Below are 14,424 nucleotides of genomic sequence, written 5' to 3'. Positions count from 1 at the left end.
CGGAGGACACCATGACCACCACCCCCGACCTCGCCACGCTGACCGGCGACTACACCGTCGACCCCGCCCACACGACGATCGGCTTCACCGCGCGCCACGCGATGGTCACCAACGTCAAGGGGAAGTTCCTCGACTTCACCGGCACGCTGCACCTGGACGGCACCGACCCGTCCCGCTCCACGGCGTCCCTGGACATCACGATGGACAGCATCGACACGGGTTCCCCGGACCGGGACGGCCACCTCAAGAGCTCGGACTTCTTCAACACGGGCGAGTACCCGACGATGACCTTCCGCTCCACCAAGGCGGAGTCCCTGGGCGGTGACGACTACCGCATCACCGGCGACCTGTCGATCCTCGGCACCACCAAACCGCTCACCATCGACCTGGAGTTCAACGGCGCCGCCAAGGACCCGTTCGGCAACGAGCGCGTCGGCTTCGAGGGCAAGGCGGAGATCAAGCGCTCGGAGTGGGGGCTGACCTGGAACGCGGCCCTGGAGACGGGCGGCGTGCTGGTCTCCGACAAGATCAAGCTCAACTTCGACATCTCGGCGATCAGGCAGGCCTGACGTCCCGCGCCCCCTCGGGGGCGCCGAAGTCCACGTCGGCGGCGGCCCGGGCCGGATGCGGCGACCGGGCCCGCCGATCACGCGGTGCGCCGCCCGCCGTCCTACGCGGTGCGCCGCCCGCCGTCCTACGCGGTGCGCCGCCCGCCGTCCTACGCGGTGCGCCGCCCGCCGTCCTACGCGGTGCGCCGCCCGCCGTCCTACGCGGTGCGCCGCCCGCCGCCTCACGCGGAGCGCCGCCCGCCGTCACCGGTGCAGCAGCTCCCGCACCTGGTCGAGGGCGGTGCCGAAGGGGTCGGGGACGACCCCCACTCCGTGGGCGACCAGGGCCCCTTCGTGCAGCAGCATCAGCGTCCGCGCCAGCCGGTCCGCGTCGCCCGCGTCGACCTCCCGGGCCAGGCCGGTGAACAGGTCGAGCATCCACCGCTTCTGGCCGGTGATGACCGGGTGGGCCGGGTGGGCCGGGTCGTCGATCTCCGCGTTCGCGTTGATCATGCTGCACCCCCTGGCACCGTACCGCGCCGACCACGCGCGCGAGGCCTCGAAGACCGCCACGACCCGGGCGGCCGCCCCCTCCCCCGCCGCCGCCAGCCGTCCGGCGAGCAGCTCCCGCCAGCGCTCGTCGCGTCCGACCAGGTACTCCACGACGATCTGCTCCTTCGAGCCGAACCGGTCGTACAGCGTCTTCTTGGTCACCCCGGCCTCGGCGGCGATGAGATCCACGCCGACGGCATGGATGCCGTGCTCGTAGAACAGCCGCTCGGCGGCCTCCAGCACCCGTCGCGCGCCGGGCGTCATCCGGACGCGGCGCGGTTTCTCCTCTGGCCCCATGACGCCAAGTATACCGGTCTGTATAGTGGGCACCCGAGACCAGTAAACCGATCTGTCTACCTGGACTCTGGATGTGGTCGACGTGAACGCCCTGCTCTCGGCCGCCTTCGTACTGTGCTGGAGCTCCGGCTTCATCGGCGCCAAGCTCGGTGCGGAGACCGCGGCCACGCCCACCCTCCTGATGTGGCGCTTCCTGCCGCTCGCCGTGCTGCTGGCCGCCGCCTCGGCCGTCTCCCGGACGGCCTGGCGGGGCCTGACGCTCCGCGGCGCCGGCCGGCAGGTCGCCGTCGGCGCACTGTCGCAGAGCGGCTACCTGCTCAGCGTCTACTACGCCATCGAACTGGGTGTCTCCAGCGGCACCACCGCCCTGATCGACGGCGTCCAGCCGCTCGTGGCGGGCGCGCTCGCCGGTCCCCTGCTGCGGCAGTACGTCTCCCGCAGGCAGTGGCTGGGACTGTGGCTCGGCCTGTCGGGCGTGGCCACCGTGACGCTCGCCGACGCCGCGGCGGCGGGGGCGGGAGTGGCCTGGTGGGCGTATTTCGTCCCGTTCCTCGGGATGCTGTCGCTGGTCGCGGCCACCTTCCTGGAGGGCCGCACGCCAGCGCCGGTCGCGCCCCGCGTCGCCCTGACGATCCACTGCGCGACCAGCGCCGTCCTCTTCTCCGGCCTGGCGCTGGTCACCGGGGCGGCGGCGCCGCCCGCCGGGTCCTCGTTCTGGCTGGCGACCGCCTGGCTGGTGGTGCTGCCGACCTTCGGCGGCTACGGGCTGTACTGGCTGATCCTGCGCCGCTCCGGCATCGCCGAGGTCAACACCCTCATGTTCCTCATGGCCCCGGTCACGGCGGTGTGGGGGGCCCTGATGTTCGGTGAGCCCTTCGGCGTGCAGACCGCCCTCGGACTGGCGGTCGGCCTCGCGGCCGTGGTCGTGGTCCGGCGCGGGGGCGGCCCGAAGCGGCGGCGGCCCGTGCGGACCGGCTCGGCGGCCGATGCGGACTGTACGGCGGCAGGGAGGACGGCGGCAGGGCCGACGGCCGCCAGGCGCTGACCCCCGCCGCGCGCCTCAGAAGCCGCCGCCGAAGTCCCCACCGCCGCCGAAACCGCCGCCCCCGCCGAAGTCGCCGCCGCCGAAACCGCCGCCGAAGTCACCGGGGTCGAAGTCGCCGCCCGAGACGTCGCCGCCCTCGTAGCCGCCGAAATCGCCGTACCCGGTGCCGTAACCGGCCCCGTAGGCGGGGCCCGCCATCATGCTGCCGAGCATGGTGCCGACCAGCAGGCCGGGCAGGATGCCGCCGCCGAAGTAGCCGCCCGCCCACGGGCCGTAGGCCGGGCCCGCGTCCCAGTAGGGGCGGCGGCCGTAGTCGGTGTCCACCTCGCGGATCATCGGGTCCCGCCCGTCGGACAGCCGGGCCTGGTCGGCGGCGCAGACCGGCACCTGCCGGGTCGTGCCGCCCGGCGGGGTCCAGGTGGCGTCGGCGACCGACGGACCGTGACGCGGGTCGAAGAAGCAGGGCGGTCGGCGTTCGGGCAATGGCCTGCCCTCGCGGCGGGCGGCGAGCTGGGCGAGCGAGAAGCGACCGTCCTCCACCGCCTGGGTGACGGCGCGCACGTCCTCCGGCTTGCGGGCGTCGGCCATGTACGTCTTCGCCTGCTCGTAGGCGTCGAGGGCGCGTTCGTAGTCCGCCCGCATGGCGTCGTCGGCGCCCGGTTCCGCCGGGTGGAAGTCCAGGCGGTCCAGTTCCTCGCCGAACGCCGTGATGTCCTCGTCGACCACCACCCGCAGCCGCTCCAGCGCCGCCCGCTGCTCCTGCTCGCGGCGGTGGCGGCTGCGCCGGGAGACCGCGTAGACGCCCGCGCCGCCGAGGACCACCACCGCGCCCGCGGTGATCAGGGCGCCCGTGGGCGCGGAGCCGCCGCCGGAGTCCCAGGACGAGGGGGCGGAGCCGCGCACGCTGCGCAGCGCGTCGTCGACGAAGTCGTTCAGCTGGGCCTTGGGGTCGCCCGCGTTCTGGACGGCGGTGACCAGGTTCTGCACGCCCTGGCGGCTGAGCACGCTGCTGTCGGCGCGGGCGTCGAAGCGGTCGCCGAGCCGGATGCCGTACAGACCGGTGATGCCGGTCTCGGTGCGCAGGTTCTGGAAGAGGTTCTCGGTCGGGTAGCCGGCCGGGAGGACCGCGATGAAGACGGGTTCGCCCGCGTCCTCGATCTTGTCGGCGAGCGCGTCCGCGTCGGATGCGGACAGCAGGTCGGAGGCGGCCGGGTCGACGTACACCGGACTCTCGCGCAGGGCCGCGCCGATCTCCGAGACGTCGGTCTGCGCCTGCGCACCGGGCGCACCGGCCAGCAGCACCGCCAGCGCGGCGACGACCGGCGCGACCAGGAGGCGTATGAGGAACCGAGCACGAACGCCCTTCATACGTTCGAACGTACCCGAACAGGCCTCAATCAGACATAAAGAGCGAGGGCATCATGTGCCGGGCTCACTCGGCGGGCGTGACCCCCGCCCGCAGCAGCCCGTAGGTGTAGGCGTCCTCCAGGGCCTGCCACGAGGCCGCGATGACGTTCTCCGCGACGCCCACCGTGGCCCACTCCCCCGTGCCGTCGCTCGTGGAGATCAGGACCCGGGTCGTGGACTGGGTGCCGTGCACGCCCTCCAGGATGCGGACCTTGTAGTCGACCAGGTCGAGCTTGGCCAGCTCCGGGTAGATCTTCTCCAGGGCGACGCGCAGCGAGCGGTCCAGGGCGTTGACCGGGCCGTTGCCCTCGGCGGTGGCGACGATGCGCTCGCCCTTGGCCCAGAGCTTGACGGTGGCCTCGTTGGCGTGGGAGCCGTCGGGGCGGTCCTCGGTGATCGCGCGCCAGGACTCGACCTCGAAGTACTTCAGCGGCCTGCCCTCCGCCTCGGCGCGCAGCAGCAGCTCGAAGCTGGCGTCGGCGGCCTCGTAGGTGTAGCCCGCCAGCTCGCGCTCCTTGACCCGCTCGACCACCCGGCCGACCAGCTCGCGGTCGCCGCCGAGGTCGATGCCGAGTTCCTTGCCCTTCAGCTCGATGGAGGCGCGGCCGGCCATGTCGGAGACCAGCATCCGCATGGTGTTGCCGACCAGCTCGGGGTCGATGTGCTGGTAGAGGTCGGGGTCGACCTTGATCGCGGAGGCGTGCAGCCCGGCCTTGTGCGCGAAGGCGGAGACACCCACGTAGGGCTGGTGGGTGGAGGGGGTGAGGTTGACGACCTCGGCGATGGCGTGGGAGATGCGGGTCGTCTCGCGCAGCCGGCCCTCGGGCAGGACCTTCTTGCCGTACTTCAGCTCCAGGGCGGCCACCACCGGGAACAGGTTGGCGTTGCCGACCCGCTCGCCGTAGCCGTTGGCCGTGCACTGGACGTGAGTCGCACCGGCGTCCACGGCGGCGAGGGTGTTGGCGACGGCGCAGCCGGTGTCGTCCTGGGCGTGGATGCCGAGCCGGGCGCCGGTGTCGGCCAGCACCGTGGCGACCACGGCCTGGATCTGCGCCGGGAGCATGCCGCCGTTGGTGTCGCAGAGCACGACCACGTCGGCGCCCGCCTCCGCGGCGGTGCGCACGACCGACTTCGCGTACTCGGGGTTGGCGCGGTAGCCGTCGAAGAAGTGCTCGCAGTCGACGAAGACCCTCCGGCCCTGCGCCTTGAGGTGGGAGACCGTGTCCGCGACCATGGCGAGGTTCTCGTCCAGCGTGGTGCGCAGCGCCAGTTCGACGTGCCGGTCGTGCGACTTGGCGACCAGGGTGATCACCTCGGCGCCGGACTCCAGCAGCGCCTTGACCTGGTGGTCCTCGGCCGCGGTGGCGCCCGCGCGACGGGTGGAGCCGAAGGCGACCAGCTGGGCGTGGCGGAAGTCGATCTCCTGGCGGGCGCGGGCGAAGAACTCGGTGTCCCGCGGGTTGGCGCCGGGCCAGCCGCCCTCGATGAAGCCCACACCGAAGTCGTCCAGGTGCCGTGCGATGGCCAGCTTGTCCGCGACCGTGAGGTTGATGCCCTCGCGCTGCGCGCCGTCGCGCAGGGTGGTGTCGAAGACGTGGAACGAATCGTCGAGTTCGCTGGGTGCGGTCATGATCTGAAGGCTCCTGTATGGGATCTCGGTCTACCGGAATGACCGGTTCCACCGTCCGTCTATGATCCCTCGCGCTCTCTTCCCGGCTCGGGGTGGGCCAGGAAAGCGAAAAACCTCTCGCGGGTGCGAGAGGTCTGCGCGCGGGTCGAGGACGACGGTGTCCACCCGTACCTGGTCGTACGTGGTGGTCACTGCGGACCGGCGCGCCTGTTGCCAATAATCATGGCGAACGAGAGCACGGGGGCAGTCTGGCACATTCCGCTCCCCTGTCCACCGCCCGTCTCAGGATGCGGGCGGCGGCCGTCCGGGACGCGGGCTCAGCGCTCCGCGAGGAGGCCGTCGGCCAGGAACTCCCGTACGTGGGCGAGCACCTGCGCCCGGCCCGTCCCGCGCAGGCCGATCGCCACGTGGATGGCGAAGCCGTCCAGCAGGGCCCGCAGCCGGGACGCGAAGCGGTCGGGGTCCACGGGGCGGAACTCGCCCCGCGAGATGCCCTCGGCGAGCAGGGCGACCAGGTCGCGGTGCCAGGCGCCCTCGATGGCGGCCTGCCGGTCGCGGGCCTCCTCGGGGGCGTTCTGTGAGCGGTTCCACACCTCCAGCCACAGCGTCCAGTGCGGGTCGCGGTGGCCGTCCGGGACGTACAGGTCGACGTAGGCGTCGAGGCGCGCACGGACGGTGCCGGGCCGGGTGAGCAGCCGGCCGCGCTCGGCGCCGAGGCGGCCCTCGCTCCACTCCAGGGTGCGCAGCAGCAGCTCGTCCTTGGAGCGGAAGTAGTAGAGGAGGTGGCCGCTGCTCATGCCGACCTCGCGGCCGAGCGCCGCCATGGTCAGCTTCTCCAGGCCGCGCTCGGCGATCATCTCCATGGCGGCGGCGAGCACGTCCTCGCGCGGCGGGGCCTGTCTGCGCCCACCACCGGCCATGTGCTGCTCCTAGATCCTCGGCTGCTGCTGCGTGACGCAGTGGATGCCCCCGCCACCCGCGAAGATCGTACGCGCGTCCACCAGGGTCACCGTCCGCTCGGGGAACAGACGGCGGAAGATGCCCGCCGCGCGTTCGTCGTTCGGGTCGCCGAAGGCGCACAGGACGACGCCGCCGTTGCACAGGTAGTGGTTGATGTACGAGTAGTCGACCCAGTCGCCGTCCTCGTCCTTCAGCACCGTCGGGGCGGGCACCTCGACGACCTCCAGGCGGCGGCCCTTGGCGTCGGTCTGGCCCCGGAGGATCTCCAGGTACAGCTGTGAGCGGGCGTGGTCGGGGTGGCCCGGGTCGCGCTGGCTGTGCACGACGACGGTGCCCGGCCGCGCGAAGGCCGCGACGATGTCCACGTGGCCCTGGGTGCCGTACCTGCCGTAGTCGCCGCTCAGGCCGTGCGGGAGCCAGATCGCCTTGCTGGTGCCGAGCTTGGCGTGGATCTCCGCCTCGACCTCCTGGCGGCTCCAGCCGGGGTTGCGGCCGGGGCCGAGCTGGACGGTGTCGGTCAGCAGGACCGTGCCCTCGCCGTCGACGTGGATCGCGCCGCCCTCGTTGACGAGCGGGCTGCTCAGCACGGGGGCGGCGGCGAGGTCCGCCACATGGCGGGCGATCTCGGCGTCGTGCTCCCAGCGGGCCCAGTCCTGGGCGCCCCAGCCGTTGAACACCCAGTCCACGGCGGCCAGCCCGCCCCGCCCGTCCGTGACGAAGGTCGGGCCGATGTCCCGCATCCAGGCGTCGTCCAGCTCCCGCTCCACCAGGTCGACGTCCGGGCCGAGCAGTTCGCGCGCGCCGTCGCCCTGGCCAGGTCCGTGCACCATCGTCACCGGCTCGAAACGGCGCACCGCCCGGGCGACCGAGGCCCAGGCGGTACGGGCCCGGGCCAGCTCCGCGGCGTCGGTGAACGTCGCGTTGGGGCCGGGCCAGGCCATCCAGGTGCGTTCGTGCGGGGCCCACTCGGGGGGCATGCGGAAGGTCATGGAGGTGTCCCAGGAGGTCGGAGGGGCGGGCGGAGCGGGGCTGAGGCGGGTCAGAGGAAGTAGAGACGGTTGAGGGAGACCGAATCGGCGGGTTCGGAGCGCAGCGGGTCGCCGTCGAGGGTGACCAGGCCGGTGCGCTGGTCGACGTCGACCGCACCGGTACGGGAGTTGCGGAGCAGGTCGGCCGGGCCGATGCCGCGGGTGCCGCGCACGGCGACCCGGCGGCGCCGGGTGGGCATGGTGTCGTGCCCCTGGTCGACGGCGGCCCGGGCGACGAATGCCACCGATATCTCGGCGGGCGTGGCGCCGTGTGCGCCGAACTGGGGCCCGAGGACCAGGGGTTCGCAGGTGTCGGTGGCCGCGTTCGGGTCGCCGACCACGCCGTACGCCGGGAAGCCGGACTTGAGCACCAGCTGCGGCTTGGCGCCGAAGTGGTCCGGGCGCCACAGCACGATGTCGGCGAGCTTGCCGACCTCGATGGAGCCGACCTCGTGGGCGAGGCCGTGGGCGATGGCGGGGTTGACGGTCAGCTTGGCGATGTAGCGCAGGACGCGTTCGTTGTCGTCGTCCCCGTCGGCGCCGAACTGGGCCTTCATCTTCCCGGCCATGGCGAAGGTGCGGCGGACGGTCTCGCCGGCCCGGCCCATGCCCTGTGCGTCGGAGGAGGTGATGCCGATGGCGCCCAGGTCGTGCAGCACGTCCTCGGCGCCCATGGTCCCGGCCCGGATGCGGTCGCGGGCCATGGCGGCGTCGCCCGGCAGGTCGGTCTTGAGGTCGTGGACGGAGACGATCATGCCGTAGTGCTCGGCGACCGCGTCCCGGCCGAAGGGCAGGGTGGGGTTGGTGGAGGAGCCGATGACGTTGGGCACACCGGCCATCTTCAGCACGTTCGGGACGTGTCCGCCGCCGCAGCCCTCGATGTGGAAGGCGTGGATGGTGCGGCCCTCCAGCACCCGCAGGGTGTCCTCCACGGAGAGGCATTCGTTGAGGCCGTCGCTGTGCAGGGCGACCTGGACGTCGTGCTCCTCGGCGACGCGCAGGGCGGTGTCGAGGGCGCGGGTGTGGGCGCCCATGTCCTCGTGCACCTTGAAGCCGGACGCCCCGCCCTCGGCCAGCGCCTCGACCAGCGGCGCCCCGTGGGAGGAGGAGCCCCGGCCCAGGAAGCCGATGTTGACCGGCCAGGCGTCGAAGGCGCCGAAGGCGTGCTTGAGCGCCCAGGGCGAGTTGACGCCGACGCCCCACACCGGGCCGAACTCCTGCCCGATGACCGTCGTCACGCCGGAGGCCAGCGAGGCCTCCATGATGCGCGGGGAGAGCAGGTGGACGTGGGTGTCCACGGCCCCGGCGGTGGCGATGAGACCCTCGCCGGACACGATCGAGGTGCCGGTGCCGACCACGACGTCGACGCCGTCCAGGGTGTCCGGGTTGCCGGCCCGCCCGATACCGCTGATCCGCCCCTCGCGGATGCCGATCGACACCTTCCGGATGCCCTGCACGGCGTCGATCACGACCACGTTGCTGATCACGACGTCGCAGGTCTCGCGGACGGCGGCGGCCTTGAGGTGCAGTCCGTCCCTGGCGGTCTTGCCGAAACCGGCGAGGAACTCGTCGCCGCTGCGCTGGGCGTCGGACTCGACGCGCACCACCAGCCCCGAGTCGCCCAGGCGCAGCCGGTCCCCGGCGCGCGGGCCGTGGGTGGCGGCGTACTCGTACGGGGAGAGGCGACGTGCCTCGGCGGGGTGTCCTGTGGGCCTGCTCATCGCCGCCCCTCCTCTTCCTCGGCGCCCAGGTATCCGCAGGCGGCGGCCCGTCTCAGCGCCTCCCGTTTCGCGCCCGGCGCGTCCAGGGGCCCGTCCACCAGCCCCGCGAACCCGATGGCGACGCGGGCGCCGCCGATCGGTACCAGCCCCACCTCGACGCGCTCGCCGGGGCCGAAGCGGACCGAGGATCCGGCGGGCACGGCGAGGCGCATGCCGTAGGCCCGCGCCCGGTCGAAGTCCAGGCGCGGGTTGGCCTCGAAGAAGTGGAAGTGGGAGGTCACGGAGACGGGCACGGTCGCGGTGTTGGTGACCGGGAGCCGCAGCGCCGCCACGGGCTCGGCGTGGTCGGGTCCGGGCAGCAGGGCGCCGGGGGCGTCGGCGCCGAGCCCGCCGCCCCCGACGGGGTCGGTGACGACCGCGAGCCGGGAGCCGTCGTCGAAGACGGCCTCCACGTGCACCTCGGTGACCACGTCCGCGACGCCGGGCAGCACGTCGTCGGGGCCGAGCACGGACCGGGCGCGCTCGACGGCCTCGGCGAGGCGGGCTCCGTCGCGGGCCGCCTCGCACACGGTGTCCGCGATCAGCGCGGTCGCCTCCGGCACGTTCAGCCTGAGCCCGCGGGCCCGGCGGGCGCGGGCCAGCTCGGCCGCCCCGAAGAGCAGCAGCCGGTCACGTTCCGTGGGGGTCAGTCTCACCTCGCGGCACCTCCTTGCCATCCCAAGATTAGAGCATCACTCTAAACAGCAATTCCATGCCGTGGAACCGTTGACGAGCAGGCAAGGCAGACGTCACATTGAACGTCGCTCTAAATCTCAGGCGGCCGTCGAAGGAGACCAGCCATGCCGATAGAACAGCGCGGAGTCGACACCATCCCCGAGGCGGAACGCACCAGCGGACCCCGGGACCTGGTCTCGATCCTGCTGGGGTCCAACCTCTGCCTGGGCGTGATCGTCTTCGGCTGGCTGCCGCCGTCCTTCGGCCTCGGCTGGTGGGCGTCGGTGAGCGCGGTGGTCGCGGGGACGGTCGTCGGAACGCTCTTCACGGCCCCGCTGGCGCTGATCTCCCTGCGCACCGGCACCAACCTGTCCACGTCCTCGGGCGCCCAGTTCGGGGTGCGCGGACGGCTGGTCGGCTCGGTGGTCGGGCTGCTCCTGGCCCTCGGCTACACCGCGCTGACCGTGTGGATCGGCGGGGACGTGATGGCGGGCGCGCTCGGCCGGCTCCTCGGCGTGCCGCAGGGCGGTGCGACGTACGCCGTCGTCTACGGCCTGCTGGCCGCCGCGACCGTCGCGGGCGCGGTCTACGGCTACCGGGTGCTGCTCGCCATGTCCCGGGTGCTGGCCTACGGCATGACCGCGCTGCTGGTGCTGGGCGTGATCGCCTACGCGCCCGACTTCACCACCGCCGCGCTGCCGGAGGCGGGCGGGTATCTGCTGGGCGGCTTCTGGCCGACGTGGCTGCTGGCGGCGGTGGCCGCGGGACTGTCCGGGCCGATCGCCTTCATCACGCTGCTCGGCGACTACACCCGCTACATCTCCCCGGCCCGCTTCTCCTCCCGCCGGGTGCTGCACGCCACCTGGCTGGGGCTGATGCTGGGTCTGCTGGTCCCGCAGCTCTTCGGCACCTTCACGGCGTACGCCGCCCGTGCCGCCCTGGACTACGCGGGGCCGCTGGTCGACGCCGCCCCCGCCTGGTACCTGGTCCCGCTGCTGCTCGCCGCCTCGGCCGGCTCGGTCGGCAACGCGGGGCTGATGCTGTACTCGATGGGCCTGGACCTGGACGCCATCCTGCCGCGCGCCTCCCGCGCCCGCGCCACCTGCGCCGTCGCCGTCGTCGCCACGGCCTGTGTCTTCGCCGGGCACTACGCCTGGGAGGCGCAGTCGGCGATGACGTCCTTCGTGCTGCTGCTGACGGCGATCGGCACCCCGTGGGCGGTCATCACGATGATCGGCGCGGTCCGCTGCGGCGGCGTCTACGACCCGGACGCCCTCCAGGTCTTCAACCGCCGGGCGCGGGGCGGGATCTACTGGTACCGGTCGGGCTGGAACGTCCCCGCCACGGCCGCCTGGGCGGTGGGTGCGGCGGTCGGCGTGCTCGCGGTCTCCCTGCCGTCGTACGAGGGCCCGCTGCTGTCCCTCACCGGCGGGGTGGACTGCAGCTTCCTGCTGTCGGGGCTGGTGGGCGGGGTGGCGTACGTGCTGTGCACGCCTGGAGCCGCTGGGGCGAAAGCCCCCGAGGAGGGGCTGCTCGCTTCTTGTCCGACCGAGTCGGGTGGTGGGCGGGCATAGGCCGGGTCCGGGGGCGGAGCCCCCGGCAAGGCCCGCCCCCGCGCCGGGGACGTCAGGCCAGCGTGTGCATCCACCCGTGCGTGTCCTCGACCGTCCCGCGCTGAATGTCGAGCAGCGCGTCCCGCAGCCGCTGCGTCACCTCGCCCGGCTCGCCCCCGCTCTGCTGCCACTGGGCGCCGGTCCGCTTGACCGTGCCGACCGGGGTGATCACGGCCGCGGTGCCGCAGGCGAAGACCTCGGTGAGGGTGCCGTTCTCCGAGTCGCGCTGCCACTGGTCCACGGAGACGCGGCCCTCCTCGGCCTCGTAGCCGAGGTCGCGGGCGACGGTGAGCAGGGAGTCGCGGGTGACGCCCTCCAGGATGGAACCGGTGAGGGTGGGCGTGATGATCTTGTTGCCGTACACGAAGTACAGATTCATGCCGCCCAGTTCCTCGACCCACGTGCGCTCGATGGCGTCGAGGTAGCAGACCTGGTCGCAGCCCTTGGCGGCGGCCTCGGCCTGGGCCAGCAGGGAAGCCGCGTAGTTGCCGCCGGTCTTGGCGTCGCCCATGCCGCCGGGGACGGCGCGGACCCGGTCCTCGGAGACCCAGATGGAGACCGGCTTGACGCCGCCCGGGAAGTAGGCGCCGGCCGGGGAGGCGATGACGAGGAAGAGGTACTCGTTGGCCGGCTTGACGCCCAGGCCGACCTCGGTGGCGATCATGAAGGGGCGCAGGTAGAGGGACTCCTCGCCGCCGTGCGCCGGGACCCACTTCTCGTCCTGCCGCACCAGCGCGTCACAGGCCTCGATGAAGGTCTCGACCGGTAGCTCGGGCATGCCTAGGCGGCGCGCGGACGCCTGGAAGCGGGCGCCGTTCTTCTCCGGGCGGAAGGTGGCGACGGAGCCGTCGGGCCGCCGGTAGGCCTTCAGTCCCTCAAAGATCTCCTGCGCGTAGTGCAGGACCATGGTGGCCGGGTCGAGGGAGAGCGGGGCGTACGGCACGAGCTGGCCGTCGTGCCAGCCGCGGCCCTCGGTCCACTTGATCGTCACCATGTGGTCGGTGAAGTGGCGGCCGAACCCGGGGTTGGCCAGAATCGCCGCGCGCTCGGAGTCCGAGAGCGGGCTGGCGGAGGGCTTGAGCTCGATCGTGGGCGTCGTCATGAGGTGAATGTCCTTCGCTTCCTGGCAGACGTGCGGGCGGCGTCCGTGTCCGGCCGGGGGTCCGGGGGTTGTCCCCCGGGAGATGCAGTACCGGTATTGGTTGTGACGGGCCGCGGTCACGCCCGTACGGCCGGTGGCCGGTGCTAGGACGTCCGAGCATTCCCTCAAATCGCGGCTTCGCGTTCGATTATCGCGCGCGGCCCACGACGGGTGAAACGGGGTGAATGCGGCCCAGGGTTCGATGGTCGCACCTGGCGGACGCAGGAGAAAGCCGCCGGGTGCCTTGTTTTTCGGACCCGGCGGCTTCGAAAGGTTGGTTTTCGAGTGCGCCGGGGTCAGCCGGCTACTCGTACGGCGAGCGCGTCGCCGATCTCGGAGGTGCTCCGGGCGGGCAGACCGCCGCGCTCGCCGAGGTCGGCGGAGACGGCTTCCTCGATCCGGGCGGCCTCGTCCTCGTAGCCGAGGTGGCGCAGCAGCAGGGCGACGGAGAGGACCGTGGCGGTGGGGTCGGCCTTGCCCTGGCCGGCGATGTCGGGCGCGGAGCCGTGCACCGGCTCGAACATCGAGGGGAAGTCGCCGGACGGGTTGATGTTCCCGCTGGCGGCGACGCCGATGCCGCCCGAGACGGCGGCGGCGAGGTCGGTGATGATGTCGCCGAAGAGGTTGTCGGTGACGATCACGTCGAACCGGGCCGGGTCGGTGACCAGGTAGATGGTCGCGGCGTCGACGTGGATGTAGTCGGTGGTGACCTCGGGGTACTCCGCGGCCACCTTGTTGAAGATGTTGGTCCACAGGTGGCCCGCGAAGGTCAGCACGTTGTTCTTGTGGACCAGCGTGAGCTTCTTGCGGGGGCGGGCCTGGGCGCGGGCGAAGGCGTCGCGGACGACGCGCTCGACGCCGTAGGCGGTGTTGACGGAGACCTCGGTGGCGACCTCGTGCTCGGTGCCCGTGCGGATGGTGCCGCCGTTGCCCGTGTACGGGCCCTCGGTGCCCTCGCGGACGACGACGAAGTCGATCTCGGGCTGGCCGGCGAGCGGGGTGGCGACGCCGGGCAGGAGCTTGCTCGGGCGCAGGTTGACGTGGTGGTCGAAGGCGAAGCGGAGCTTGAGCAGGAAGCCGCGCTCCAGCACGCCGGACGGCACCGACGGGTCGCCGATCGCGCCGAGCAGGATGGCGTCGTGCGCCTTGAGGGCGTCGAGGTCGGCGTCGGTGAGGGTCTCACCGGTGGCGTGGTAGCGCCGGGCGCCGAAGTCGAATTCCTTGGTCTCCAGCTTCACATCCTGCGGAAGGACGGCGGAGAGGACCTTGAGACCCTCGGCCACGACCTCCTGGCCGATGCCGTCACCGGGAATCACTGCGAGATTGAGGCTGCGAGACATGACGGCACCCTACCGCTCGTCCCAGGGGATGACATGAGGCGTCCGCCATGCGGACGCCTCCGCCGTCCACGAGGGCTCAGTGGCCGGTGGCGCCGCCGTTGTCCCGGCGGTCGAGGGAGCGCTGGAGGGCGGCCGCGGCGTTCTTGCGGTCGGAGTCGCTGGTGCGGGAGAGGTGGCGGACTCGGCGGCGGACGGTCGTCTCGGCCATGGGAATCGACTCCTTCGGCACTAAGGGAGCGCGGAAAGCGAAGCGAGTGGTACGGAGAGACGCCGGAAGGGGCGGGGAGCACGATGCCGCAGGGGTTGCCTGCACGGGCAGGGGCTCACGACCGCCATTCGCTCGATCGAGCGGGACGTTCGGCTCCTACAAAGCTAAGGGAGTGCCGGGCGTCTGTCTCCACAATTACTCGGACTTCCTACTATCTGAG

General features: G+C 72.4%; 13 protein-coding genes. 3 read left to right on the top strand and 10 right to left on the bottom strand.

All coding sequences use genetic code 11. From position 1 onward, the window contains the following. Positions 1-11: 11 nt before the first annotated feature. Positions 12-569, top strand: a complete 558-nt coding sequence (locus K7854_RS24630) for a YceI family protein (RefSeq protein ID WP_226028744.1) — start codon at positions 12-14, stop codon at positions 567-569. A gap of 243 nt (positions 570-812) precedes the next feature. On the opposite strand, the gene K7854_RS24625 is transcribed toward K7854_RS24630, so the two are convergent. Further along, entirely contained in the window at positions 813-1,397 is a 585-nt protein-coding gene (locus K7854_RS24625; RefSeq protein WP_226028743.1) for a TetR/AcrR family transcriptional regulator, read from the bottom strand. 82 nt (positions 1,398-1,479) lie between these two features. Here K7854_RS24625 and K7854_RS24620 point away from each other — a divergent pair, with 82 nt between their 5' ends. Continuing rightward, positions 1,480-2,442, top strand: a complete 963-nt coding sequence (locus tag K7854_RS24620; protein WP_226028780.1) for a DMT family transporter — start codon at positions 1,480-1,482, stop codon at positions 2,440-2,442. A 15-nt stretch (positions 2,443-2,457) separates the two neighbouring features. Here K7854_RS24620 and K7854_RS24615 read toward each other — a convergent pair whose 3' ends face one another. The 6 genes from K7854_RS24615 to ureA form a co-directional block, all read right to left on the bottom strand. Continuing rightward, positions 2,458-3,810 (bottom strand): hypothetical protein, encoded by a 1,353-nt coding sequence (locus K7854_RS24615; protein ID WP_226028742.1) that lies wholly within the window; start codon positions 3,808-3,810, stop codon positions 2,458-2,460. Positions 3,811-3,874: 64 nt separating this feature from the next. Next, positions 3,875-5,479, bottom strand: coding sequence for a citramalate synthase (gene cimA / locus K7854_RS24610; protein WP_226028741.1), 1,605 nt, complete (start codon positions 5,477-5,479; stop codon positions 3,875-3,877). Between the two features lie 317 nt (positions 5,480-5,796). Then, positions 5,797-6,399: a TetR/AcrR family transcriptional regulator gene (locus K7854_RS24605; protein ID WP_226028740.1), complete on the bottom strand. Its 603-nt coding sequence runs from the start codon at positions 6,397-6,399 to the stop codon at positions 5,797-5,799. Between the two features lie 9 nt (positions 6,400-6,408). Then, a complete protein-coding gene (locus K7854_RS24600) occupies positions 6,409-7,428 on the bottom strand; it encodes an agmatine deiminase family protein (protein WP_226028739.1) in 1,020 nt (339 codons plus the stop codon). A 50-nt stretch (positions 7,429-7,478) separates the two neighbouring features. Then, positions 7,479-9,188, bottom strand: a complete 1,710-nt coding sequence (locus K7854_RS24595; protein WP_226028738.1) for an urease subunit alpha — start codon at positions 9,186-9,188, stop codon at positions 7,479-7,481. After that, positions 9,185-9,883 (bottom strand): urease subunit gamma, encoded by a 699-nt coding sequence (gene ureA / locus K7854_RS24590; RefSeq protein WP_226028737.1) that lies wholly within the window; start codon positions 9,881-9,883, stop codon positions 9,185-9,187. The genes K7854_RS24595 and ureA overlap by 4 nt, the downstream gene beginning before the upstream one ends. Positions 9,884-10,027: 144 nt before the next feature. Between ureA and K7854_RS24585 the strand changes: the two genes are divergently transcribed. Then, positions 10,028-11,476, top strand: coding sequence for a cytosine permease (locus tag K7854_RS24585; protein ID WP_226028736.1), 1,449 nt, complete (start codon positions 10,028-10,030; stop codon positions 11,474-11,476). A 52-nt stretch (positions 11,477-11,528) separates the two neighbouring features. Here the strand turns inward: K7854_RS24585 and K7854_RS24580 are convergent, their stop codons facing one another. The 3 genes from K7854_RS24580 to K7854_RS37540 all read right to left on the bottom strand — a co-directional run bounded on the left by K7854_RS24580 (position 11,529) and on the right by K7854_RS37540 (position 14,204). Then, positions 11,529-12,617 carry a branched-chain amino acid aminotransferase gene (locus K7854_RS24580; protein WP_226028735.1) on the bottom strand — a complete coding sequence of 363 codons (1,089 nt, stop codon included), beginning with the start codon at positions 12,615-12,617 and terminating at the stop codon, positions 11,529-11,531. 335 nt (positions 12,618-12,952) lie between these two features. Then, positions 12,953-13,996, bottom strand: a complete 1,044-nt coding sequence (locus tag K7854_RS24575; protein WP_226028734.1) for a 3-isopropylmalate dehydrogenase — start codon at positions 13,994-13,996, stop codon at positions 12,953-12,955. 76 nt (positions 13,997-14,072) lie between these two features. After that, positions 14,073-14,204 (bottom strand): hypothetical protein, encoded by a 132-nt coding sequence (locus tag K7854_RS37540; protein WP_011030289.1) that lies wholly within the window; start codon positions 14,202-14,204, stop codon positions 14,073-14,075. Between the last annotated feature and the right edge of the window lie 220 nt (positions 14,205-14,424).

The sequence above is a fragment of the Streptomyces hyderabadensis genome (assembly GCF_020404845.1).
Classification (GTDB): domain Bacteria; phylum Actinomycetota; class Actinomycetes; order Streptomycetales; family Streptomycetaceae; genus Streptomyces; species Streptomyces hyderabadensis.
This window is presented reverse-complemented; position numbering and strand designations above follow the sequence as displayed.